Origin of the sequence: Spirillospora sp. NPDC047279, from assembly GCF_040643285.1 — a bacterium.
In the GTDB taxonomy this organism is placed as follows: Bacteria; Actinomycetota; Actinomycetes; order Streptosporangiales; family Streptosporangiaceae; genus Spirillospora.
Map to the genome: position 1 here is coordinate 269,002 of NZ_JBEYUA010000009.1, position 21,688 is coordinate 290,689.

The 21,688-nt window shown below is 71.0% G+C and carries 22 protein-coding genes; 12 read left to right on the forward strand and 10 right to left on the reverse strand.

Annotated elements, in window-relative coordinates; all coding sequences use genetic code 11:
• Positions 1–27: 27 nt before the first annotated feature.
• Positions 28–2,154, reverse strand: coding sequence for a transketolase (gene tkt, locus ABZ810_RS24425; protein ID WP_358406767.1), 2,127 nt, complete (start codon positions 2,152–2,154; stop codon positions 28–30).
• Between the two features lie 635 nt (positions 2,155–2,789).
• On the opposite strand from tkt, the gene ABZ810_RS24430 reads away from it, so the two are divergent.
• From ABZ810_RS24430 to ABZ810_RS24450, 5 genes are all read left to right on the forward strand, one after another.
• Positions 2,790–3,734, forward strand: a complete 945-nt coding sequence (locus ABZ810_RS24430) for a heme o synthase (RefSeq protein WP_358407060.1) — start codon at positions 2,790–2,792, stop codon at positions 3,732–3,734.
• A 71-nt stretch (positions 3,735–3,805) separates the two neighbouring features.
• The gene (locus ABZ810_RS24435; RefSeq protein WP_358406769.1) at positions 3,806–5,107 is read left to right on the forward strand and encodes a PrsW family intramembrane metalloprotease; all 1,302 of its coding nucleotides are present in this window, start codon (positions 3,806–3,808) and stop codon (positions 5,105–5,107) included.
• Between the two features lie 119 nt (positions 5,108–5,226).
• Positions 5,227–6,228, forward strand: coding sequence for a COX15/CtaA family protein (locus ABZ810_RS24440; RefSeq protein ID WP_358406770.1), 1,002 nt, complete (start codon positions 5,227–5,229; stop codon positions 6,226–6,228).
• Positions 6,229–6,272: 44 nt separating this feature from the next.
• A complete protein-coding gene (locus ABZ810_RS24445) occupies positions 6,273–7,109 on the forward strand; it encodes a DUF1524 domain-containing protein (RefSeq protein WP_358406773.1) in 837 nt (278 codons plus the stop codon).
• An 18-nt stretch (positions 7,110–7,127) separates the two neighbouring features.
• Entirely contained in the window at positions 7,128–8,744 is a 1,617-nt protein-coding gene (locus tag ABZ810_RS24450) for a helicase HerA-like domain-containing protein (protein ID WP_358406774.1), read from the forward strand.
• Positions 8,745–8,844: 100 nt separating this feature from the next.
• Here ABZ810_RS24450 and ABZ810_RS24455 read toward each other — a convergent pair whose 3' ends face one another.
• Positions 8,845–9,039 carry a DUF397 domain-containing protein gene (locus tag ABZ810_RS24455; protein WP_358406776.1) on the reverse strand — a complete coding sequence of 65 codons (195 nt, stop codon included), beginning with the start codon at positions 9,037–9,039 and terminating at the stop codon, positions 8,845–8,847.
• On the reverse strand, positions 9,036–9,848 hold the full coding sequence (locus ABZ810_RS24460; protein WP_358406777.1) for a helix-turn-helix transcriptional regulator: 813 nt from the start codon (positions 9,846–9,848) through the stop codon (positions 9,036–9,038). Before ABZ810_RS24460 ends, ABZ810_RS24455 begins: the two co-directional genes overlap by 4 nt.
• Positions 9,849–9,940: 92 nt before the next feature.
• Between ABZ810_RS24460 and ABZ810_RS24465 the strand changes: the two genes are divergently transcribed.
• Together ABZ810_RS24465 and ABZ810_RS24470 are read left to right on the forward strand one after the other, a co-directional pair.
• Positions 9,941–10,441, forward strand: coding sequence for an ATP-binding protein (locus ABZ810_RS24465; protein ID WP_358406778.1), 501 nt, complete (start codon positions 9,941–9,943; stop codon positions 10,439–10,441).
• A gap of 40 nt (positions 10,442–10,481) precedes the next feature.
• Positions 10,482–10,916: a hypothetical protein gene (locus tag ABZ810_RS24470; RefSeq protein WP_358406779.1), complete on the forward strand. Its 435-nt coding sequence runs from the start codon at positions 10,482–10,484 to the stop codon at positions 10,914–10,916.
• Positions 10,917–10,962: 46 nt separating this feature from the next.
• Here ABZ810_RS24470 and ABZ810_RS24475 read toward each other — a convergent pair whose 3' ends face one another.
• Both ABZ810_RS24475 and ABZ810_RS24480 read right to left on the reverse strand, forming a co-directional pair.
• Positions 10,963–11,133 carry a hypothetical protein gene (locus ABZ810_RS24475; protein ID WP_358406780.1) on the reverse strand — a complete coding sequence of 57 codons (171 nt, stop codon included), beginning with the start codon at positions 11,131–11,133 and terminating at the stop codon, positions 10,963–10,965.
• Positions 11,134–11,253: 120 nt separating this feature from the next.
• Complete coding sequence (locus ABZ810_RS24480; protein ID WP_358406781.1) at positions 11,254–11,850, reverse strand: TIGR03086 family metal-binding protein; 597 nt, start codon at positions 11,848–11,850, stop codon at positions 11,254–11,256.
• An 86-nt stretch (positions 11,851–11,936) separates the two neighbouring features.
• Between ABZ810_RS24480 and ABZ810_RS24485 the strand changes: the two genes are divergently transcribed.
• Together ABZ810_RS24485 and ABZ810_RS24490 are read left to right on the forward strand one after the other, a co-directional pair.
• Positions 11,937–12,425, forward strand: a complete 489-nt coding sequence (locus ABZ810_RS24485; RefSeq protein WP_358406784.1) for a cupin domain-containing protein — start codon at positions 11,937–11,939, stop codon at positions 12,423–12,425.
• 96 nt (positions 12,426–12,521) lie between these two features.
• The gene (locus tag ABZ810_RS24490) at positions 12,522–13,097 is read left to right on the forward strand and encodes a DUF6461 domain-containing protein (protein WP_358407063.1); all 576 of its coding nucleotides are present in this window, start codon (positions 12,522–12,524) and stop codon (positions 13,095–13,097) included.
• A 16-nt stretch (positions 13,098–13,113) separates the two neighbouring features.
• On the opposite strand, the gene polX is transcribed toward ABZ810_RS24490, so the two are convergent.
• From polX to ABZ810_RS24515, 5 genes are all read right to left on the reverse strand, one after another.
• The gene (gene polX / locus ABZ810_RS24495; protein WP_358406786.1) at positions 13,114–14,832 is read right to left on the reverse strand and encodes a DNA polymerase/3'-5' exonuclease PolX; all 1,719 of its coding nucleotides are present in this window, start codon (positions 14,830–14,832) and stop codon (positions 13,114–13,116) included.
• A gap of 29 nt (positions 14,833–14,861) precedes the next feature.
• The gene (gene prcB / locus ABZ810_RS24500; protein ID WP_358406787.1) at positions 14,862–15,695 is read right to left on the reverse strand and encodes a proteasome subunit beta; all 834 of its coding nucleotides are present in this window, start codon (positions 15,693–15,695) and stop codon (positions 14,862–14,864) included.
• A 43-nt stretch (positions 15,696–15,738) separates the two neighbouring features.
• Positions 15,739–16,671 carry an EamA family transporter gene (locus ABZ810_RS24505; protein ID WP_358406790.1) on the reverse strand — a complete coding sequence of 311 codons (933 nt, stop codon included), beginning with the start codon at positions 16,669–16,671 and terminating at the stop codon, positions 15,739–15,741.
• 3 nt (positions 16,672–16,674) lie between these two features.
• Entirely contained in the window at positions 16,675–17,391 is a 717-nt protein-coding gene (locus ABZ810_RS24510) for an ABC transporter permease (RefSeq protein WP_358407065.1), read from the reverse strand.
• A 74-nt stretch (positions 17,392–17,465) separates the two neighbouring features.
• Entirely contained in the window at positions 17,466–18,395 is a 930-nt protein-coding gene (locus ABZ810_RS24515; protein ID WP_358406793.1) for an ABC transporter ATP-binding protein, read from the reverse strand.
• Between the two features lie 120 nt (positions 18,396–18,515).
• On the opposite strand from ABZ810_RS24515, the gene ABZ810_RS24520 reads away from it, so the two are divergent.
• The 3 genes from ABZ810_RS24520 to ABZ810_RS24530 all read left to right on the forward strand — a co-directional run bounded on the left by ABZ810_RS24520 (position 18,516) and on the right by ABZ810_RS24530 (position 21,625).
• Positions 18,516–19,424, forward strand: coding sequence for a F0F1 ATP synthase subunit gamma (locus ABZ810_RS24520; RefSeq protein ID WP_358406795.1), 909 nt, complete (start codon positions 18,516–18,518; stop codon positions 19,422–19,424).
• A gap of 137 nt (positions 19,425–19,561) precedes the next feature.
• Positions 19,562–19,831, forward strand: a complete 270-nt coding sequence (locus tag ABZ810_RS24525) for a DUF3040 domain-containing protein (RefSeq protein ID WP_358406797.1) — start codon at positions 19,562–19,564, stop codon at positions 19,829–19,831.
• Between the two features lie 255 nt (positions 19,832–20,086).
• Positions 20,087–21,625, forward strand: a complete 1,539-nt coding sequence (locus tag ABZ810_RS24530) for an amino acid permease (protein ID WP_358406798.1) — start codon at positions 20,087–20,089, stop codon at positions 21,623–21,625.
• The last annotated feature ends 63 nt before the right edge of the window (positions 21,626–21,688 follow it).

The window sequence follows — 21,688 nt, forward strand, 5'->3', positions numbered from 1 at the left end:
CTCCTCATCGAGTCCGGGGGTCGGCGGTCAGTTGCCGGTCGTGTGACCGCGGCCCGCGTCGGCGACGCCGGCCTTGATCAGGCTGGCCTTCGCCGCGGCGACGACCCGTTCCGCCGTGATGCCGAACTGCTGGAACAACGTCTTGTAGTCGGCGGAGGCACCGAAGTGCTCCAGGCTGACCGATTCCCCGGCCTCGCCGACATAGGCGCGCCAGCCGAGGGAGATGCCGGCCTCCACCGAGACCCGGGCGCGGACGGCTGGCGGCAGCACCTGCTGCCGGTAGGCGTCGTCCTGCTCCTCGAACCACTCGACGCACGGCATCGAGACGACCCGGGTGGGGGTGCCCTCGCCCTCGAGGGTCTCGCGGGCCTCGACGGCCAGCTGGACCTCGCTGCCGGTGGCGATGATGATCACCTCGGGCGTGCCGTTGCTCGCGTCGGCCAGCACGTAGCCGCCCTTGGCCACGCCCTCGGCGGACGCGAAGCCGTCGCCGCGCTCGTACGTCGGGATCTTCTGCCGGGTGAGGGCCAGCCCCGCCGGGCGGTCGGTGTGCTCCAGGATCGTGCGCCAGGCCACCGCCGTCTCGTTGGCGTCGCCGGGGCGGACCACGTCGAGGCCGGGGATCGCGCGCAGCGCCCACAGGTGCTCCACCGGCTGGTGGGTCGGGCCGTCCTCGCCCAGGCCGATCGAGTCGTGCGTCCAGACGTAGGTCACCGGCAGCTTCATGAGCGCCGCGAGCCGCACGGCCGGGCGCATGTAGTCGCTGAAGACCAGGAACGTGCCGCCATAGGGGCGGGTGCCGCCGTGCAGCGCGATGCCGTTGAGGATCGCGCCCATGGCGTGCTCGCGGATGCCGAAGTGCAGGGTGCGGCCGTAGGGCCCGCCCGGGAACTCCTTGGTCTGGAACTCCTCGGGGATGAAGGACGGCTCGCCCTTCATCGTGGTGTTGTTGCTCTCGGCCAGGTCGGCCGAACCGCCCCACAGCTCGGGCAGCACGCCCGCCAGCGCGCCGAGGACCTCGCCTGATGCGGCGCGGGTGGCCAGGTCCTTGCCCGCCTCGAACTCCGGCAGCCGGGCTGCCCAGCCCTCGGGCAGGCGGCGCGCGGAGATGCGGTCGTACTCGGCGGCCCGCTCGGGGTGGGCCTCGCGCCAGGCGGCGAACGCCTTGTCCCACTCGGCGCGCGCGGCGCGGCCGCGCTCGATCACCTGGTGGGAGTGCTCGAGGACGTCGGCGGGGACGTCGAAGCTCGTGGCCGGGTCGAGGCCGAGGATCTTCTTGGTGGCCGCGACCTCGTCGGCGCCGAGCGCCGAGCCGTGGATCTTGCCGGTGTTCTTCTTGTTGGGCGCCGGCCAGCCGATGATCGTGCGCAGCGCGATCAGCGACGGGCGGGACGTCTCGGCGCGGGCCGCGGCGTAGGCCTCGGCCAGCTTGCCGACGTTCTCCTCGTACTCGCCGTTGACCGTCCAGTCGACGTTCTGCACGTCCCAGCCGTAGGCCTCGTAGCGGGCGCGCACGTCCTCCGACAGGGCGATCTGCGTGTCGTCCTCGATGGAGATGTGGTTGTCGTCGTAGAGGACGACGAGGTTGCCCAGCCGCTGGTGCGCGGCGAGCGCGCTCGCCTCGTGGCTGATGCCCTCCTCGATGTCCCCGTCGGAGACGAAGGCCCAGATGTGGTGGTCGAACGGAGACTCGCCCGGCGCGGCGTCCGGGTCGAACAGCCCGCGCTCGCGGCGGGCCGCCATCGCCATGCCCACCGCGTTGGCGACGCCCTGGCCCAGCGGGCCCGTGGTGGTCTCCACGCCCGCGGTGTGCCCGTGCTCGGGGTGACCGGGGGTGAGGCTGTCCCACTTGCGCAGCGCCTTGAGGTCGTCCAGCGTCAGCGGGTAACCCGACAGGTACAGCTGGATGTAAAGGGTGAGGCTGGAGTGCCCGCACGACAGCACGAACCGGTCGCGCCCGGCCCAGCCGGGGTCGGTCGGGTCGTGCTCGAGGAAGCGCTGGAAGAGCAGATAAGCCGCCGGAGCGAGGCTCATCGCGGTGCCCGGGTGACCCGAACCCGCCTCCTCCACCGCGTCCATCGCGAGCGCGCGGACCGTGTCCACCGCCCGCCGGTCGAGGTCGGACCACTCGAACGTGCTGATGTCCCTGCTCACGGAACGCCGGGCTCCTCTCGAACCGCTGTGCCGGCTTCAACGCCCACAGCTTCGTCGTCGTCAAATGTGCGTGCGCATGGCGCGGCCGCCTTCTACGGCAACGTGACCCGGCCCGTCGATCTTCCCCCGTCGAGCCGCGTCGCGGCCGTTTCGATGATCTTCACGAACGGGCCCTGTCACCACGGCCCGGCGGAGATCACGCTCATGCCCTCCGAGCCTATCGAACCGGCGGCCACGCCAATTGACGTCTGGGTGCACGGCGGGCCGGCGGGCGGCCGTGCCGCACATGTCGAGCCTTGCCCGATGATCTCTCACGCTAACCCCCCGCGGGAGTGAACTCGCGGGGGAGCCGGGAGTGAGCCCCCAGGGGGCCCGCCTGGCGGGCGAGGGCGTTCCAGCTCGTGATTTGCGGTCACTTACGGCGCGTCCGGTGCCCCGGTGCGTGACCCTGGGAGGGGTCGGACTACAGTGATTCCGCGGTTGACGACAGCGGCCGCGGCAGTTTCATCAAGCCGAGGTGCGGCCCGCACGGGGGGCACCGCCGAGGTCTTGCGTGACCTCATCATGCCTAATTGGACGTGGACCCGATTGTGACGGTGCTCAGTAACAAGCTCGGCGTCGAGCTGACCGAGGAGATGCCGGAGGCGTCGCTCGCGCCCCCGGAGGCCGCGGCCGCCACGGTGGCCGGGCGCCGCCCGGTGGGCGCGCTGGTGCGCGCCTACGTCGCGCTGACCAAGCCGCGCGTCATCGAGCTTCTGTTGATCACGACGCTGCCGGTGATGTTCCTGGCGGCCCGCGGGGTCCCGCCGCTCGGGCTGGCGCTGGCGACCCTGCTGTTCGGCACGATGTCGGCGGGGGCCGCCAACGCGATCAACTGCTACATCGACCGCGACATCGACGCCAAGATGCGCCGGACCCGCCGCCGCCCGCTGGCCCGGGCCCAGGTCTCGCCCGCCGAGGCCCTGGTGTTCGGCATCGTGCTCGCGGTCGGCTCCACCGTCGGCTTCGCCCTCACGGTGAACGTCTTCGCCGCCGCGCTGTCGGTCTTCGCGATCCTCTTCTACATCTTCGTGTACTCGCTGCTGCTCAAGCGGCGCACGTCACAGAACGTCGTCTGGGGCGGCATCGCGGGCTGCATGCCGGTGCTGATCGGCTGGGCCGCGATCACCGAGAGCCTCGGCTGGACCCCGTTCGTGATGTTCGGCGTGGTGTTCCTGTGGACCCCGCCGCACACCTGGACGCTCGCGATGCGCTACCGCGAGGACTACAAGCTGGCCAAGGTGCCGATGCTGCCCGTCGTCGCGACCGAGCGCCGGGTGGTCGTGGAGAGCCTGCTCTACACCTGGGCGACGGTGGCCTGCTCGCTGCTGCTGTGGCCGGTCGCCGGGATGGGGCCGGTGTACGGGGCGGTCGCGGTCGTGCTCGGCGCGGTCTTCCTGCTCGAAGGGCACCGGCTGCTGCGCGCGGTGCGGGCCGGCGTGACCGGTGTCCACCTCCGGCCGATGCGCTTCTTCCACCTGTCGAACGTCTACCTGGCGCTGCTGTTCACCGCCGTCGCGATCGACCCGATGCTCTTCTGAGTCCCTACCGGGACCACCGCCTTCGGCGTCCCGCCCTGACGCGGCGCTGACAGGACGGTTACGCTCGCGATATGGCGCGAGTAGATCCCAAAGCGGTGCTCGAAGGACGTGTCCCGGGACGGCCGCCGATCGGCCTGATCGTGGGCCTGAGCGTGTCGTCGTTGTGCGCGGTCGTCGCGCTGTCCATCGACGCGCTGTTCGGCGGGGCGGGGTTCTGGGTCGGCGTGCTGTTGGCGATCATCCCGATCCCGCTGCTGATCGCGCTCGCGCTGACGCTCGACCGGCTGGAGCCCGAACCGCCCCGCACGCTGGCGTTCTCGTTCATGTGGGGCGCCGGCGTGGCGGTGCTGGGCGCGCTCGTCCTCAACACCCTCGGCCTGCTCTACGTGACGGTGCCGATCTTCGGGGAGACCGAGGGGCACTTCGTCAGCGCGACCTTCGGCGCGCCGCTGGTGGAGGAGACGCTCAAGGGCGCGGTCCTGTTCGTCCTGCTCTGGACGCGGCGCAACGAGATCGACGGCTTCGCCGACGGGATCATCTACGCCACGATGGTCGGCCTCGGCTTCGCCATGATGGAGAACATCACCTACTACACGCGGGCGTTCGAGGAGGGCGGGGCCCAGCAGCTCCAGGCCACCTTCATCCTGCGCGGCCTGGTGGCGCCGCTCAGCCACCCGATCTTCACGTCCATGACCGGCCTGGGCGTCGCCTACGCCGCCACCCATCGAGGCAAGCAGGTGCTCGCGCCGCTCCTCGGGCTGTTCGGCGCGATGGTCCTGCACGGCCTCTGGAACGGCGCCACCGCGTTCGGGCTGGGCGGCCTGGGCATCGTCTACCTGCTCGACTTCTGCGTCCTCATCGTGCTGGTGGTCATCGTCGTGGTGGAGCGCCGCAGCACGGTCCGGCGGATCGAGGCGTACCTGCCGATGTACGAGAACACCGGGCTGGTCACGCCGCAGGACGTGCGGATGCTCCGCAACCTGCCGTCCCGGCGCGCCGCCCGCCGCTGGGCCCGCGCGGTCGGCGGCCGTCCCGCCGGCCGGGCCATGCAGGACTACCAGCTGGCCGCCACAGAGCTGGCCCTGCTCCACATGCGCGCCGAACGCGGGGTGGCCGAGCCGCACTGGTTCGCCACCCGCCGCGACGCCCTCCTGGGGCTGATGGGCATGGCCCGGCAGGCGTTCCTGCGCGTTCCGCCCCGGATGCCGGGGTCCGCCGCCCCGCCATGGGCGCCGCAGGGCGCGTCCGGCTTCATGCCGCCGCCCGCGGGCCCCGGAGGGTTCGCGGGTCCGGGGGCGCCCGGAGGGCCGCCGGCGCCACCGCCACCGCCCCCGCCAGGTCCGCCCGGCCCGCCGCGCGGCCCGTACGGCTAGGTCGCCGCGCGGCCGTACGGCTAGGCCAGGGCCCTTGCCGGACGAGGTCAGGGGCCTTGTGCGACACATGACCCGGGGTCGGGTCAAGGTCACCGGGGCGCGGCCATACGATGAATGCCGTGGCTGAACGATCCGACGGTCCCTCCTCCCCGCGCAACCCGCTCTCCAGGGCCTGGGGAGCGGTCTGGGACCCCACCCCCGCGTCGATGCGCCTCCTGGCGTTGCTCGGAGTGATCGGCAACGCCGGCATCATCGCGACCGGCGGTGCCGTCCGCGTCACCAAGTCGGGTCTCGGCTGCCCCGAATGGCCCAAGTGCACCGGCGACAGCCTCGTGCCCACCGCGCACCCCGAGCACTCGGCCGTCAACATGGCGATCGAGTTCGGCAACCGGATGCTGACGTTCCTGGTGCTGGCCGTCGGCGTCGCCGTCTTCGTGGCCGCGCTGCGCCTGCGCCCGCGCCGCCGCGACCTGGTGGTCCTGGCCGCGGCGCAGCCCGCCAGCGTGTTCGCCCAGGCGATCATCGGCGGCATCGTGGTGCTCACCGAGCTGCACCCGGCCTCGGTGTCCCTGCACTTCCTGATCTCGCCGGTGCTCCTGATCTTCTGCGTCGCCCTCTGGGTGCGCGCGGGCGAGGGCGACGAGCCGCCGCGCGCCCTGGTCGGCCGCGGCGTCCGCCGCCTCACCCTCGCTCTGGTGGGCGTCTCGGCGGCCCTGATGGTCGCCGGCACGGTCGTCACCGGCACCGGTCCGCACGCCGGTGACGCCGACTCGCGGCGCTGGGGCTTCAACATCGAGGACGTCGCCCGCGTGCACAGCGCGTTCGCCTGGCTGACCGTCGGTCTCACCGTGGTGCTGCTGGTCGTCCTCCAGCGCACCGGCGCCCCCTCGGCCTTGCGGCGCCGGGCCATGGAGCTGTTCGTGCTGGAGCTCTCCCAGGGCGTGATCGGCTACATCCAGTACTTCACCGGGGCCCCCGCAACGCTGGTGGTCCTGCACATGCTCGGCTCGGCGATCATGTGGATCGCGGCCCTCCGCGTCGTCCTCGCCACCCGCGACCGCGGCCCCCTGGTCACCGCCCGGCCGGAGCCCGCCCAGGCCAGGGCCGCGCAGCCGGCCTGACCCCTTAGCTCGTTCTGTCGGAGCCGCACCCTAAGCTCGGCGTTGTGACTCAAGGTGACCATGACCCGACGCCCCGTGCACGGCCGCGCCTGGCGCGCAACGCCGTGCTCGTGGGCCTGGTCCTGGTCGCGTCCTGGCTGGGCCTGCGCGCGCTGGACCGGTGGGCCTCGGCACCCGATCCCGTGCGCGGCGTGCTCTCCTCGGCCGGCCCCTCCACGGCGGCCTCCGCCACCCTCACCGCGCCACCGTCCATCACGCCCTCCGCCCCCATGACGGCGCCCCCGGCCGAACGCGACGGCCCGTTCCCGCCCTCGGCCGCCGCGGCGAAGAGCGAGTTGGAGAGCCTCACCGTCGCCCGCAACCGCGACTCCGAGCGTTATCAGCGCGACGCGTTCGGCCCCGGCTGGTCGGGGGAGGGGCGCCACCCCAAGATCGAGGGCGGCTGCGAGGCCCGTGACGAGGTGCTGCGGCGCGACCTCGCCGGGGTGCGGGCGGGCGACCGCAACCGCTGCGTCATCTTCGAGGGCACGCTCACCGACCCCTACACCGGTGCGGCCCGTCCCTACTCGCGCTACGCGCCGTCCCAGATCGAGATCGACCACATCGTCGCCCTGGGCGCGGCCTGGCGGTCCGGCGCCTCCCGCTGGCCGTTCGACCAGCGTGTGCGGTTCGCCAACGACATCGACAACATGCTGGCCGTCGACAAGCGGGCCAACCAGGACAAGAGCAGCAAAGCCCCTGACCAGTGGCGTCCGCGCCAGGCGTACTGGTGCGGTTACGCCACGCGATGGGTAGGGATCAAGAAACGGTACGGCTTGACGGTCACCGACCCGGAACGCGCGGCGCTTCGTGAGATGTTCGCCGCCTGCCCGGCCGGCTGACCTCATCGGGGGGCAGGCATGGACGACATCGTCACCACGGTGACCAGCGGCTACACGTTCGACGGCCCGGCGCTGGAGCTGGGCGCCCTCGTCGTGGACGGCCAGGGCGTCCCCGGCGCCAAGGTCCGCATCCCGCTGCGCATGCTCAACCGGCACGGCCTGGTGGCGGGCGCGACCGGCACCGGCAAGACCGTCACCCTCCAGGTCATGGCCGAGCAGCTGTCGGCGCAGGGCGTGCCCGTCTTCCTCGCCGACATCAAGGGCGACCTCACCGGCATGGCCTCACCGGCCGCCGCCAACGACAAGATCGCCGAACGAGCCGCCTCGGTCGGCGCCGCCTGGCAGCCCACCGCCTGCCCCGCCGAGATCTACACCCTCGGCGGCGAGGGCGACGGCATCCCGATCCGCGCCACCATCACCGACTTCGGCCCCACCCTGCTCGCCAAGGTGCTGGGTCTCAACGCGACCCAGGAGTCGTCCCTCGGCCTGGTCTTCCACTACGCCGACACCGCAGGGCTGCCCCTCCTCGACCTCAAGGACCTGCGCTCGGTCGTGCACTTCCTGACCAGCCCCGAGGGAGCCGAGGCGCTCAAGAGCCTGGGCGGCCTGGCCAAGCCCACGGCGGGCGTCATCCTGCGCGAGCTGATCAACCTCGAGGCCCAGGGCGCGGACCGCTTCTTCGGCGAGCCCGAGTTCGACCCGGCCGACCTCCTCCGCACGACCACCACCGACGGCCGCGGCGTCGTCTCCATCCTGGAGCTGCCCCGCCTCCAGGACCGCCCGGCCCTCTTCTCCACGTTCCTGATGTGGCTGCTGGCCGAGCTGTTCGAAGACCTGCCCGAGGTCGGCGACCTCGACAAGCCCAAGCTGGTCTTCTTCTTCGACGAGGCGCACCTGCTCTTCAAGGAGGCCTCCAAGGCCTTCCTCGAATCGGTGACCCAGACCGTCCGCCTGATCCGTTCCAAGGGCGTCGGCGTCTTCTTCGTGACCCAGACGCCCAAGGACGTCCCCGAAGACGTGCTCGCCCAGCTCGGCGCCCGCGTCCAGCACGCCCTGCGCGCCTTCACCCCCAAGGACGCCAAGGCCCTCAAGGCCACCGCCACCACGTTCCCCTACTCCTCCTACGACCTGGAGGAGGTCCTCACCCAGGTCGGCACCGGAGAGGCCGTCGTCACCGTCCTGTCCGAGAAGGGCGCCCCCACCCCGGTCGCCTGGACCCGCATCCGCCCGCCCCAGTCCCTCATGGCCCCGTCCGACCCGGCCCTGGTGCAGCAGATCATCTCCGCCTCCCAGCTCCTCCCCAAATACGGCCAGACCATCGACCGCGAGTCCGCCTACGAGATGCTCACCGCCCGCCTGACCCCGCCGCCCCCAGAGCCCGCCCCGCCCACGCCCGAGCAGCCCGCCACCCCCTACCCACCCCTGGACCTGCCCCCGTACGACTCCAGCCGAGACCCCCTACCCCCCGCCACCCCGACCCGCACCCGCAGCACGACGTCCCGGAGCCGAGCCAAGAAGGACTCCGGCCCGGAGAACCTCCTCGAAGAGGTCCTCCTCAGCGTCGGCACCTCGTTCGGCAAGACCATGGCCAAGCGCATAGAACGAGGCATCTTCGGCACAACCCGCCGCCGCTGATCCACCACCCCACAGCCCAGCCGACAAGGCCCATGGACGCCGACCGCACAGACGCAAGTGGCCCCGCCCGACGGACGAGGCCACCAGCGATGATGACCGATCAGACGTCGCCCTGCTTGATGCGGCCGACGAGGACGGAGAAGTCTCTGCGAGCCAAGCTGAGGTGAGGCCCGCTGGGGGCCTTGCTGTCGCGGACTCCGATCGAGTCACCGAGGGCGGCGACCTCGATGCAGTCCTCGCCGCCTCCAGCGCCCGAGCCGCTGTGACTGCTCTTGCGCCAGGTGGGAGTGTTCACTGGAGCGCCTCCATGGTTCTGGCTATGAAGCTCCTGGTGGAACCTCTCGATAGGGCGTCTGCCCCAATCAGGCGATACCGTATCCGGCTATTCAGCAGTGCCTTGGGGTCCGTGTCCAGTCGGCCGCCGCCCACTGCCGGTGACCAGGAGAAATCCTGTCTTGGCAAAGACAAGAGAGTGAACGAGCCGTCAACCCCGGCATGTGCGCCGGCGGAGCGTGGCACCACCTGAATCAGCAGCCTGCGCCGTTGGCTGAGGTCCAGCAGATGGCCGAGTTGCTCGCGCATCACGTCAATCCCGCCGATCAAGTCCGTGACAACTGATTCCTTGATCAGAAAACCGAGGTCGGGCGGCGAGCTCCGGGAAAGGACCTCCTGGCGCGCCATGCGCAGTTCCAGGGTCTCTTCGACGTCTTCGGCCATCTGCGCCCCTTCGATGAGGGCGCGGGCATAGGCCGGTGTTTGCAGCAGGGCATGGAACGTCAGTGCCGAGTAGGCGCTAATGGAAGTCGCTTGGCTCTCGTATTTCGTGTAGGCCGCGAACCAGTTCGGGTCGTGCGCGGCGACCGCGTGCCGGTGCAGGCGGGAAAAGTGCCCATGAGTCTTCCAGGCGCGGTCCAGTTTTTGGACTTGAGCTTCGCTCAGTTTAGAGCCGCCCGATTCAAGATGCGCAACCCGAGAATTGGAGACGTTCAGCATCTCGCCCAACTCGACCTGTGTCACGTTGCGCATAAGCCGCCATACGCGCAGGTCAACAGCTAGCCAATGCCACGGATTGTTGTCGGGATCCAGCTCGTCCGCACGCGCCATTCAAGATCCTAAAACTTGCGTAGGTTGCGCTCAACTCGCCCAGAGTAGCGCGGCTCACACAGGATGGGCGTCACTTTGAAAGGCAGGTGGTCATGGCGGAGATCCGGAAGCACTACAGCTCCGAACGCGTAAGGCCCGCATTCGACGTCGTGCCCATCGCGCGCGCGAGTCTCCGGCGGGTCTTTGATTCCTGGGGCCTGAATGAATTGTCCGACGATGCCGAGAATGTCCTCTCCGAACTGCTCACGAACGCGATCACTTTCGTGCTCGGGCAGGGCGAGGCCGCGGCGTGGGTGAGTTACAGCTTCATGATCCGCGACGGACGGGTGGAGGTGCGCGTCTGGGACCCGTACCCGGACGCCCTGCCGGAGCCCCGTGAGCCGGACTTCGTGAGCCAGAGCGGCCGCGGGCTGTTCATCGTGGACGCACTTGCGGACGACTGGAGCGTCCAGCGGTACGACACCGGCAAGACGGTGTGGGCCTCGTGGCCCGTCTTCCCCAAGGCGCCGCGCACCCCTGCGGGCGCCCCGGCCGACTCCCAACCTCCCGGGGAGTTGCCGATTCCGGCTGTGGGTGCGGGGCCTCCGCCGTGACCGCCGTGACGTTCACCGCCATGGCCTGCAGGGAGGCGGTGTGCGGCACGAAACGTGGGATATCGGCGCTGCCGCCCCGGCGTGTCACCCAGGCTCGGCACTACCGGCGGGCACCGGCGTCGGCGACACTGTGAACATGGCCGTCCCGCCAGATTGCCTCAAAATGCGCATCGGAGACATGGTCGATCACCATGCCCTCCAGCGCTACCGGAGGCTGGAAGAAGTGACCATCACCTGGCGCGGATCGTTCGGCTACCTGATCGCCTGGGACGGCTTCCTTCCCGGCATGAACGAGCAGATCAAACTCTGCCGGATCGAATACCTCGGCGACGATGAGGACTGGGCATTCGCGATCTACGACCCGGCCACCGAAACCTACGTCCCCGGCCGGCTCAGCACTGGCCAGGACACCGGCCACCCCCATCAGGCATTCGACACCGCCGCCATCATCCACCTGGCCCGTTACACCGCGTGATCATCAGCACAGCCCACGAACCACAAGAAACTTCCGCGGGGCCGCACTAGTTCTCGATGCGGCCGCCGCCTCCTGAGTCCCTGTCCGTGGAACGGATGCAGACCAGGAAGTAGCGGTTGGTCAGGCCACGGGTCTCCTTGCTGGGCGAGGTCCAGTACCTGGCGGTGACACGTCCGACCTCGGTGCCGTTGCCGGCGTCGTGCGCGTAGCAGGTCACCGAGTTGCTGAAGCCGTTCGGTGCGAACGCGATGATCAGGATCGCGCCGCTGCGGTGCGGGATCGCGGTGGTGGAGCACGACCACCAGCCGTAGGGGATGCTGCGGTTGCGCGACTCCGCTCACGGGGTCGCGCGGCCGAAGAGGGCGAGGAGACGGGTCTGGGGGTCGGCGTCGGCGGGAACGGGCCGTTCGGGGCCCAGCATTCCGGCTTCGCGCCCGTGCGGAGCGAACTGTTCGGCGGTCTGCAACGCGGGGCCGACGAGGTCCGCCGGGAGGCCGATCGGCTGGCCGGTGGCCTGAGCGAGGTCCCAGGAGTGGACGAGCAGCTCCAGCGGATACTGCTCCAGCCACTGGGCGACGGTGACCTCGTGGTCGAACGCGAGCCGGACCTTGCGGTTCAGGGCCTCGGACGTGAGGGCGGCCATGGCGGCGGAGCGCGCGGCATGCCAGGCAGCGAGCGGGTCGTCCGGGGCTAGGTCATGGCCGACCTCAGGAGGCGTGCGGCCGGCCGCACGAGCCTCGATCGTCAGGATGCCGCCGATGATGTGACCGGCCACGTCGATCGCGGACCATCCTTCACAAGGGGAGGGGGAGTCCCACCGGTCGGGAGGCACCGAGGTCAGTACCGCTTCGAAGACGTCCAGCGCGCTGACGAAGTGTTGAGGGAGCATGTCACCCATCCAGGTCGCGGGCGGGCCGTGTGCTCTAGCGATCATGCCCGGCGAGCATGACCCACGTCACGCCGGATGCACGCGAGATCATCTACTCCGACGGCACTGGGGACGTAACAAGGAGGAACGTCATGTCCTACCCGGACGCGCTCTACCTCGGCGACAAGGGCGAGATCAGCGGCACGCTCCACACCGGGGGCGGCGACCCGGACCTGCGCATCGGCGGGCGCACGAGGGTGCACTACCTGGCCACGGGGGAGAGCACCGGCGGCCAGTACGGGCTCTACCGGTGGGAGATGGGCGCCGAGCCGTCCGGAGGAGAGCCGCACTTCCACAAGACGTTCTCCGAGTCCTTCTTCGTCCTGGACGGGACGGTCAGCCTGTACGACGGTGAACGCTGGGCACCAAGCCGTTCGGGGGACTTCCTCTTCGTGCCTCCCGGCGGAATCCACGCCTTCCGCAACGAGGACGGACCGGCCACGATGCTCGTCCTGTTCGCTCCGGGAGCTCCTCGCGAGGGCTACTTCGAGGAGCTCGCCGAGATCGTGACCAGTGGACGCCGGCTCGGCGAGCAGGAGTGGACCGACCTCTACCACCGCCACGACCAGTACATGGTCTGACCCGGCGCCCTGGCGGAAGGAGGTCGATGTGGCCGATCCGCACTCTCCGTACCACTGGCTCGACGGCCCGGCGGGCACCCGCGGCGGCTCGGCGAGATCTTCTGCGCGTCGTTCTTCCACGGGTTGGCCCCCGCCGACGTCCTGCGCCGCTTCGGCCCGGACGAGGAGGCGGGACGGCAGATGCCCGTCGAGGGGTTGTGGGAGGTCGTCGAGGACTTCGTCAGGAGGACTCGGGAAGGATCCGGCAGCGGCCACGTCGGGGTGCGCCAGGTCGGTGAGTGGAGCGTGGCCCTCGAACTGCTGGGTTGGTACGCCGTCCTGCACGAGTGCTACCCGGCCTTCTCCCGAGGTTGCGAGATGGTGGCCGTCTCCCGGCACGACTACGCGGAGGACTCCTTCGTGTACGCGGCCGACGGCGAACTGATCACTGGGTTCGCGTCGCGTTCGCCGGGCCGCCGGTGGGGCGGCGAGCCGGATCGGCTCAACCGGGCGATGGGAAGGGCCGGGCTCCTCCACGAGAGCGTGGACGATGCCATGGAGGCTTGGCCGGGCCGCCACGAGCACAGGATCGCGCGGTCGTTCGCACTGGCCGCCGAGGTCACCGGCGTCGCCTTCACCCCGAGCCTTCTCGACGGGCCTTTCCTGGTGGGCGCGATCAGCCCGCACCGGTGAGCCGGCGCCGGGCCGGTCAGGTCTTGCCGATGTAGGCGCGGAGGCGGTCGAGGGGCCAGGTGTTGATGACGTCGTCGGGGGTGAGCCAGCCGCGCTGGGCGGTGCCCACGCCATAGCGGATGTTGCGGTGGTGGCCGAGGGCGTGGGCGTCGGTGTCGATGGAGAACTTGACACCGAGGCGGAGGGCGCGGCGGATCAGGCCGGCGGGGAGGTCGAGGCGGTCGGGGAAGGAGTCGATCTCCATCGCGGTGCGGGTGCGGGCGGCGGCGCGGAAGACCTCGTCCCAGTCGGCGTCGACGGGCGGGCGCTTGCCGATGAGGCGTGCGGTGGGGTGGCCGATGACGTGCACGTGCGGGTTTTCGCAGGCGCGGACGAAGCGGCGCGTCATCTCGGCGGCGTCCTGGGTGAACGCCGAGTGCACCGAGGCGACGCAGATGTCGAAGCCGGACAGGAAGTCGGCGTCCCAGTCGACCTCGCCGTCGGGGTCGATGTTGAGCTCGGTGCCGTGCAGGAGGGTCAGGCCGGGGTACTCGGCCTGGAGGGCGCGGATCTGCTCGCGCTGGGCGAGCATCTTCTCGTCGGTCATGCGCTGCATGAAGAGGTTGGGCGCGTGATCGGTGACGGCGTAGTACTCGAGCCCGCGGGAGGCCGCCTTCTCGACCATCTCCTCCAGGGTGGCCAGGCCGTCGGTGAGGTCGGTGTGGCTGTGCAGGTCGCCCCGGAGGTCGTCGACGGTGACCAGGCGGGGGAGGTCCGAGGCGAGGGCGGCCTCGATCTCGCCGGTGTCCTCACGGAGGGCGGGCGGGATCCAGGGGAGGCCGAGGCGTTCGTAGACCTCCTCCTCGGTGGAGGAGACGATCAGCTCGTCGGTCTCGTTGTCGAAGAGGCCGTACTCGGAGAGCTTGAGGCCCGCCCGGACGGCGATCTCGCGGGTGCGGATGTTGTGGGCCTGGGAGCCGGTGAAGTACTGGAGGGCGGCGCCCCAGGAGGCGGGCGGGACGACGCGCAGGTCGACCTGGAGGCCCTTGGCGGTGCGGATGGAGGTCTTCTTGTCGCCGCTGACGACCACGTCGGCGACGAACGGGAGGGCGGTGAACGCCTCCATGATGGGGCGGGGGTCGTCGGAGGCGGCCAGGACGTCGATGTCGCCGATCGTCTCGCGCATGCGGCGCAGGCTGCCGGCGTGGGCGCAACGCTGGACGGCGGGGAGCGCGGAGAGGGCGGCGACGATCTCGTCGGCCAGGTCGGCGGCGACGTCGATGAGGACGCGCTCGCCGGAGCTCTGGAGCAGCTCGATGCCGCGCAGGATGTTGTCCTCGGTCTTGGCGCCGAAGCCCTTGAGGCCGCGCAGCCGGCCCTCCTGGATGGCCTGGGCCAGCTCGGGGACCGAGGAGATGCCGAGCTCCTCGTAGACCGCCAGTGCCTTCTTGGGGCCGAGGGTGGGGATCGCGGTCAGGGCCCGGACGCCCGCCGGGATCTGGGCGCGCAGGTCCTCGACCTGGCGGATGGTGCCGGTCTCGTTGTAGTCGGCGAGCTTCTTGGCGATCGCGGTGCCGACGGTCGGGATCTTCTTCAGCCCGTCGAGGTCGAGCCCCGAGATGTCGTCGGGGAAGCCCGCGACCGCGCGGGCCGCCTTCTCGTAGGCCCTGATCTTGAACGCGTCGCCGCCCGTGATGGAGAGGAGGTCGGCCAGCTCCTGGATGAGCTCGGCGGCCTCGTCGTTCGCCCGTGCCATACGGGCATCCTAGGGACCGCCTCCGACAGTCAGCGGAGCGGCGCCACCGGGCCGCCCGGGTTGTCGTGCCGGCCCTGGACGACCTCGTCGACGATGGCCCCCACCTGCTCGTCGGGCAGGCGCCGGTAGCCGTCCGCGGTCACCGAGGCGATCACCGGGTAGATGCGGCGGATCTGGTCGGGCCCGCCGGTGGCGGCGTCGTCGTCGGCCGCGTCGTACAGGGCCTGGACGCAGACGGTGGCCGCCTCCTCCTCGGTGAGGTCGGAGCGGTAGAGCTTCTTGAGGGCGCCCTGCGCGTACGGGGAGCCCGAGCCGTCGGCGTGGAAGTCGCGGGCCTCCTGCGGCGAGCCGATGATGTCGTAGGTGAAGATCCGGCCGTGGCCGGCCTCGGCGTCGTAGCCGGCGAAGAGCGGGACGACCGCGAGGCCCTGGAGCGCCTGCGCCAGGTTGGCCTGGATGACCGTGCCGAGGCGGCGCGCCTGGCCCTGGAGGGAGAGGGTGACCGTCTCCATCTTCTCGTAGTGCTCGAGCTCGACCTGGAAGAGCCGGACCATGTCGAGCGCGAGGCCGACCGTGCCGGCGAAGGCGACCACGGAGTGCTCGCCGGCCTGCTGGACCTTGTCGAGGCGCCGGTAGGCGATCTCGTGGCCCCGGGTGGCGCGCCGGTCGCCGGCCATCATCACGCCGCCGGGGAAGGTCAGCGCCAGGATCGTGGTGCCGTGCGGCAGGTCCGGGACGTTCGCGGGCTGCCGGTTGACCGGCAGGAGCTCAGGCGCGCGGGTGCGCAGGAAGTCGACGAACGACGGTGAGCCCGCCTCGAAGAACTCGGGCGGCAGCCCCTCTTCTTCTCGCCAGGCGGTCACGGCGGCCCCTCTCTGTCGACGCGTCCTTCTCCTGTGATCCTAGTCAGGCTTCGGGGGCGCCGGGCGGCTCCTCCTGGCCGCGGGTGGCGCCGACGCAGGCCACGACGACGCAGCCGATGGCCAGCCACTGCCGCCAGGAGAGGATCTCGCCCAGCAGCAGGACGCCGACGAGCGCGGCGACGGCGGGTTCGAGGCTCATCAGGATGCCGAAGACGCGGGCGGGCATGCGCCGCAGTGCCTCGAGCTCCAGCGAGTAGGGGATGACCGAGGAGAGCAGGCCGACGCCCAGGCCGATGATCAGCAGCTCGGGGCTGAGGAGGGCGGAGCCGCTGGAGGCCACGCCGACGGGCATGATCGCGAACGTGCCGACGATGCTGGCCACGGCGAGGCCGCTGGAGCCGGCGAAACTGCGGCCGGTCGCCGCGCTGAACAGGATGTAGCCCGCCCAGCAGACGCCCGCGAGCAGCGCGAACGCGATGCCGACCGGATCGACGTCGCCGCCGCGGGCGAGCAGCACCACGCCGCCGCCCGCCAGCAGCGCCCACAGCGCGTCGCGGACCCGCCGCGAGGCGGCGACGGCCACCGCGAGCGGGCCGAGGAACTCGATCGTCACCGCCACGCCCAGCGGGATGCGGGAGAACGACTGGTAGATCGAGTAGTTCATCAGCGCGAGCGTCAGCCCGAACCCGGCGGCGACGGCCAGGTCGCGGCGGGAGTGGTCCCGCAGCACGGTCCGCAGCACCTTGCGGCTGAGGAAGCCCAGGACGATGGCGGACGTGGCCAGCCGCAGCAGCACGACCCCGTCCGGCGGGATCCGGTCGAACAGGTGCTTGGCCATGCCCGCGCCGACCTGCACCGACAGGATGCCGAGCAGGATGAGCGCGGGCGGCGGCACCGCCCCGAACGACAGTCTCCGCGTGCGGCGGGAGAACCCGCCGGCGCCGCTGATCGAACCGGGGGCCTCAGCCAGTGCCACAGATCACTCCCACTTGAAGAAACGGGCGGCCAGCGCCAGGCCGGCGACCGCCCAGACCGCGAGGACCAGCAGCGGCCCGCCGGGCAGCCCCGCGCCGTCCTGAAGGACCTGCCGGAGGCCGTCGGCCAGCGCCGAGATCGGGAGCAGCTCCAGGGCCGAGCGGACGCCGGAGGGGAACTCGTCGAGCGGGAAGACCACGCCGCCGACCGCCAGCAGCAGGATGTAGACGAGGTTGGCCGCGGCCAGCGTCGTCTCGGCGCGCAGCGTGCCGGCCATGAGCAGGCCGAAGCCGCTGAACGCGGCGGTGCCGAGCAGGATCAGCGCCACCGCCGCGAGCGGGTCGCCGTGCGGCTCCCAGCCCAGCGCGAACGCGACCGCGCAGATCACGATCGCCTGGAGCGCCTCCACCGCGATCACGGTCAGCGTCTTGGCGGCGATCAGCCCGGCGCGCGGCAGGGGGGTGGCCCCGAGCCGCTTGAGCACCCCGTAGCGGCGTTCGAAGCCGGTGCCGATGGCCTGGCCGGTGAACGCGGTGGACATCACCGCGAGCGCGAGGATGCCGGGCGTGAGGAAGTCGACCCGGTCGCCCGGGCCGAGATCGAGCAGCGAGGTGGCGCTGAACAGGGTGAGCAGCACCACCGGGATGATCATCGTCAGCAGCAGCTGCTCGCCGTTGCGCAGCAGCGTGCGCACCTCGTAGCCGGTCTGGGCGAGGATCATCCGCGGCAGCGGCACGGCCGCCGGGGCGGGCGTGAAGTCCAGCGCGGCCGTGCCGGCCGGCGTGGTCGGGGTGGTCACGCGCGCAGCTCCCGTCCGGTCAGCTCCAGGAAGACGTCCTCCAGCGTGCGCCGCTCGATCCGCAGATCCTCGGTGAGCACGCCGTGCGAGGCGCACCAGGCGGTCACGGTGGCCAGCAGCTCGGGCCGTACGTCGCCCTCGATCAGGTAGTGGCCCGCCGGGGACTCCTTGGCGGCACTGCCCGTCGGGAGGGCCGCCAGCAGCTCGTCCAGGCCCAGCCCGGGCCGGGCGCGGAACCGCAGCTGGCGCTCGGCGCCGGCGAGCTCGGCCGGGCTGCCCTGCGCCACCACCCGGCCGTGATCGACGATCACGACCTGGTCGGCGAGGCGCTCGGCCTCCTCCATGTAGTGCGTGGTCAGCAGCACCGAGACCCCGGCGGCGCGCAGCTCCTCGACCAGCTCCCAGGTGTCGTGCCTGGCCTGCGGATCGAGGCCGGTGGTGGGTTCGTCCAGGAAGACCAGCTCGGGCCGGCCGACGAGGGCGACCGCGAGCGAGAGCCGCTGCTGCTGGCCGCCCGACAGGCGCCGGAACGGCGTGCGGGCGTGCCCGGCGAGGCCGAGCCGGTCGAGCAGGGCCGCCGGGTCGAGTGGATGGGCGTGGAACGCGGCGACCAGCCTCAGGAACTCGGCGGCCCGGGCCGTGCCCGGCACCCCGCCCGACTGAGGCATCACGCCCACGCGCGGCTTGAGCGCCCGCGCCTGGCGGACGGGATCGAGGCCGAGGACGCGCGCCGTGCCGGCGTCGGCGCGGCGGAAGCCCTCGCAGATCTCGATCGTCGTGGTCTTGCCCGCCCCGTTGGGCCCGAGCAGCGCCGTCACCTCGCCGCGTCCGGCCCGGAACGAGAGGCCGTCGACGGCGGTCGCCGCGCCGTAGCGCTTGACCAGGCCGTCCAGCGCGACGGCGTGCTCTCCTCCGGGGGGTGCCATGGACTCGATTCTAGGGACGGTGGAGGGCAGGTCCGCGCGCAGGGTGAAGTGCCGGTAAAACCTGCGGCGGGATACGGCAGCACGGGCGACCGGGCGGCCCGCCGATGGCAGCTTGATCGCATGGCTGCTCAACTGCGTGCGCTGCGCTCGCGCATCCGCTCCGTCAAGTCGACCGCGAAGATCACCCGAGCCCAGGAACTGATCGCGGCCGCGCGCATCTCCACCGCCCAGCAGCGGGTCGCGGCGGCCAAGCCGTACTCGCGTCAGCTGACCCAGGCGGTGTCCGCGCTGGTGAGCCATCACGTGGGCATCGACCATCCGCTCCTGAACGAGAACCCCGACGCGTCCCGGGCCGCGGTGCTGCTGATGACGGGGGACCGGGGCTTCTGCGGCGCGTACAACCACAACGTGCTGCGGCAGGCGGACCTCCTGGGCGCCTCCCTGCGCGAGTCGGGGTGCGAGCCGGTGTTCTACGTGTGCGGGCGGCGCGGCGTGGACTACTTCAGGTTCCGCGACCGGGAGATGGCGGGGCAGTGGACCGGCCAGTCGGGCCAGCCGACGTACGCGCTCGCCGAGGAGATCGGCCGGACGCTCGTCGAGGCATTCCGGATGCCGACCGCCGAGGGCGGCATCGGCGGGGTGCACGTCATCTACACCGAGTTCGTGTCGATGATCTCCCAGCGCATGACGACCCTGCGGATCCTGCCGCTGGAGATCGAGGAGGTCTCCGCGGCCGAGGTCGGCGCGGCGGGGGTCTTCCCCGCGTACGAGTTCGAACCGGCGCCGGTGGACGTGCTGGACGGCCTGCTGCACCAGTACGTGCGCGGGCGGATCTGGCACCTGCTGCTGGAGTCGGCGGCGGCCGAGTGGGCGGCGCGCCGGTCGGCGATGATGTCGGCCACCGACAACGCCAACGAGCTGATCGGCAAGCTGACCCAGCAGATGAACGAGGCGCGCCAGGCGCAGATCACGGTGGAGCTCAGCGAGATCGTCGCGGGGGCCGACGCGCTGGCCGACCGTTCCGGCTGACGCTCCGGGCTCCGGCCGGGGACCGAGCCCGGTGTGGCCGGGCTCATGGCAATGACCTGGTCAAGAAAGTGGACAGGCAGCCCAAAACCGATTAAAACCGACTCTTCAGGATCAGTCACACGACTTGGGGGGACGGAATGGGGTTGTCGGCGGCGGAGAACCGGGTGCTCAACGAGATCGCGCGCCGGACGGCGGCCGAGGATCCGGAGTACACCCGCCGCCTGTCCGCGTTCGGCGGCTACGACTCCAGCGTGATGGGCCTGCCCTCGCGATGGGCGCTCCTGCCGGTGGTCCTGGTGGGCCTGCTCATGCTCGCGGTGTTCTTCGCCGCGACGATCGCCACCGCCGGGCACGCGGGCGGCACCGACGACGCCGACCGCACCGCGCAGGTCCATCTGCGCCCCTGATCCCTTCTCCGGCCCGGCCGGACTCCGGCGGCGGCGCCCCCTCGAAGGGGCGCCGCCGCCGTCATTCGCGAACAAAGCATTATTCAAGCCAAACCCCCAGGCGCGGAAAAAGGGAACTCCTGCGTCCTCCGCTAAAACGCGCCCTGCCGCAGCCATTCGAAGATCGCGTTTTACGCGATAAGCCCACGGGTAATCCGAGATTGTCGCCAGCGCCTTGTCGGTGACGCGGGCTTCTTGCTTCTGTCGGGGGGACGAATGGGAGAGCCTAAAGCGGCGTGGGAAGCCGCTGAACTGACCAAGTCCGGTGCGCGTGACCCACAGGGCGACGTCGCCGAAGAGGTCGGCGGCGCGAAGCTCGGGCTCCCTGCGTCCGTCGCGCTGGTCGTCGGCAACATCGTCGGCACGGGAATCTTCCTGCTCCCGGCCTCGCTCGCCGCCATCGGCACGATCAGCATCCTGGTCTTCGGGCTGGTGACGATCGGCGCGGTCGCGCTGGCCATCGTGTTCGGCAAACTCGGCGGGCGCATTCCGGCGAGCGGCGGGCCCTACGCCTACGCGCGGGACGCGTTCGGCGAATTCATGGGCTTCTGGACCGCCTGGTCGTTCTGGCTGACGGCCTGGATCGGAAACGCCGCCATCGCGTTCGCCTGGGTCGGCTACGTCAATTACTTCCTCAAGTGGGACAGCACCGGCGGCAAACTGCTCATCGGCCTGGTCGGGCTCTGGATTCCCGCGCTCATCAACCTGAGCGGCGTCAAGAACATCGGCGCGTTCCAGCTCGTCACCACCGTGCTGAAGTTCATCCCGCTGCTGTTCGTGGGCATCGTCGGCCTGTTCTTCATGTCGTCGGCGAACTTCCCGGCCTTCAACGTCGAGGGCACCTCGTTCCTGGCCGCCATCTCGGCCGCGGCGGGGCTCATCCTCTTCGCCTACTCCGGCATGGAGAGCGTGACGATCGTCGCCGAGCGCATCAAGAACCCGGCGCGCAACATCGGCAAGGCCAGCGTCTACGGCGTCCTGGCCTGCGCGGCCATGTACATGCTCGCCACCGTCGCGGTCTTCGGGAACGTGCCCTCCGGGGCGCTGGCGAACTCGTCCGCCCCGTTCGCCGACGCGATCAACAACATGTTCGGGGGCAGCATCGGCGGCGGGCTGATGGCCGCCTGCGCGATCATCTCCGGCATCGGCGCGCTGAACGGCTGGACGATGCTCGTCGCCGAGATGCCGATGGCCGCGGCCCGCGACGGGATGTTCCCCAAGGTCTTCGGCCGGCTGTCCAAGCGCGACGCGCCCACGGTGGGGATCATCGTCGGCACCATCCTGACCTCGCTCATGCTCCTGTACGCCTACCTGGGCTCGGAGAGCGGGTTCAACGACATCCTCTACCTCGCCTCGTTCACCACCGCGATCCCCTACTTCTTCTCCGCCGGCGCGCAGCTGTTCTGGCTGGTCACGGGGGGTCGCGAGGTCAACAAGGCGCGCATGGCCAGGGACCTGACCATGGCCGGGCTGGCGCTGCTGTTCTCCGCCTGGATCGTCTACGGGTCCGGCGAGCAGGCCGTGATGCTCGGCGTCCTCGCCCTGCTGGTCGGCGTCCCGGTCTTCATCTGGACCAAGGCCACGCGCGGGGAGTACGGGGCGCGCGAGACGGCGCCGAGCCCGGCGCTCGCGACCGGCGGCCCAGGGACGGGCATGGGCACGGGGACCGGCACGGAGCCGCCCCCGGGAGGCCCGCCCGCCGGGCCCTCCGACGGCCCGCCGCCGGGCCCGGGCCCGGCCGGACCGGGGTCCTGACGCGCGGCGCTGCCGTCACCGGCCGCCATCACTTTCTCCCCGCTCAACCACTGAGCGTGTTCA

What these genes read in the sequence shown, in the direction of transcription:
- ABZ810_RS24430 (WP_358407060.1), top strand. Translation starts at nt 2,790, where the DNA reads ATGCCGGAGGCGTCGCTCGCGCCCCCGGAGGCCGCGGCCGCCACGGTG.
- ABZ810_RS24435 (WP_358406769.1), top strand. Translation starts at nt 3,806, where the DNA reads ATGGCGCGAGTAGATCCCAAAGCGGTGCTCGAAGGACGTGTCCCGGGA.
- ABZ810_RS24450 (WP_358406774.1), top strand. Translation starts at nt 7,128, where the DNA reads ATGGACGACATCGTCACCACGGTGACCAGCGGCTACACGTTCGACGGC.
- ABZ810_RS24460 (WP_358406777.1), bottom strand. Translation starts at nt 9,848, where the DNA reads ATGGCGCGTGCGGACGAGCTGGATCCCGACAACAATCCGTGGCATTGG.
- ABZ810_RS24465 (WP_358406778.1), top strand. Translation starts at nt 9,941, where the DNA reads ATGGCGGAGATCCGGAAGCACTACAGCTCCGAACGCGTAAGGCCCGCA.
- ABZ810_RS24480 (WP_358406781.1), bottom strand. Translation starts at nt 11,850, where the DNA reads ATGATCGCTAGAGCACACGGCCCGCCCGCGACCTGGATGGGTGACATG.
- ABZ810_RS24485 (WP_358406784.1), top strand. Translation starts at nt 11,937, where the DNA reads ATGTCCTACCCGGACGCGCTCTACCTCGGCGACAAGGGCGAGATCAGC.
- polX (WP_358406786.1), bottom strand. Translation starts at nt 14,832, where the DNA reads ATGGCACGGGCGAACGACGAGGCCGCCGAGCTCATCCAGGAGCTGGCC.
- ABZ810_RS24510 (WP_358407065.1), bottom strand. Translation starts at nt 17,391, where the DNA reads ATGATCCTCGCCCAGACCGGCTACGAGGTGCGCACGCTGCTGCGCAAC.
- ABZ810_RS24515 (WP_358406793.1), bottom strand. Translation starts at nt 18,395, where the DNA reads ATGGCACCCCCCGGAGGAGAGCACGCCGTCGCGCTGGACGGCCTGGTC.
- ABZ810_RS24520 (WP_358406795.1), top strand. Translation starts at nt 18,516, where the DNA reads ATGGCTGCTCAACTGCGTGCGCTGCGCTCGCGCATCCGCTCCGTCAAG.
- ABZ810_RS24525 (WP_358406797.1), top strand. Translation starts at nt 19,562, where the DNA reads ATGGGGTTGTCGGCGGCGGAGAACCGGGTGCTCAACGAGATCGCGCGC.
- ABZ810_RS24530 (WP_358406798.1), top strand. Translation starts at nt 20,087, where the DNA reads ATGGGAGAGCCTAAAGCGGCGTGGGAAGCCGCTGAACTGACCAAGTCC.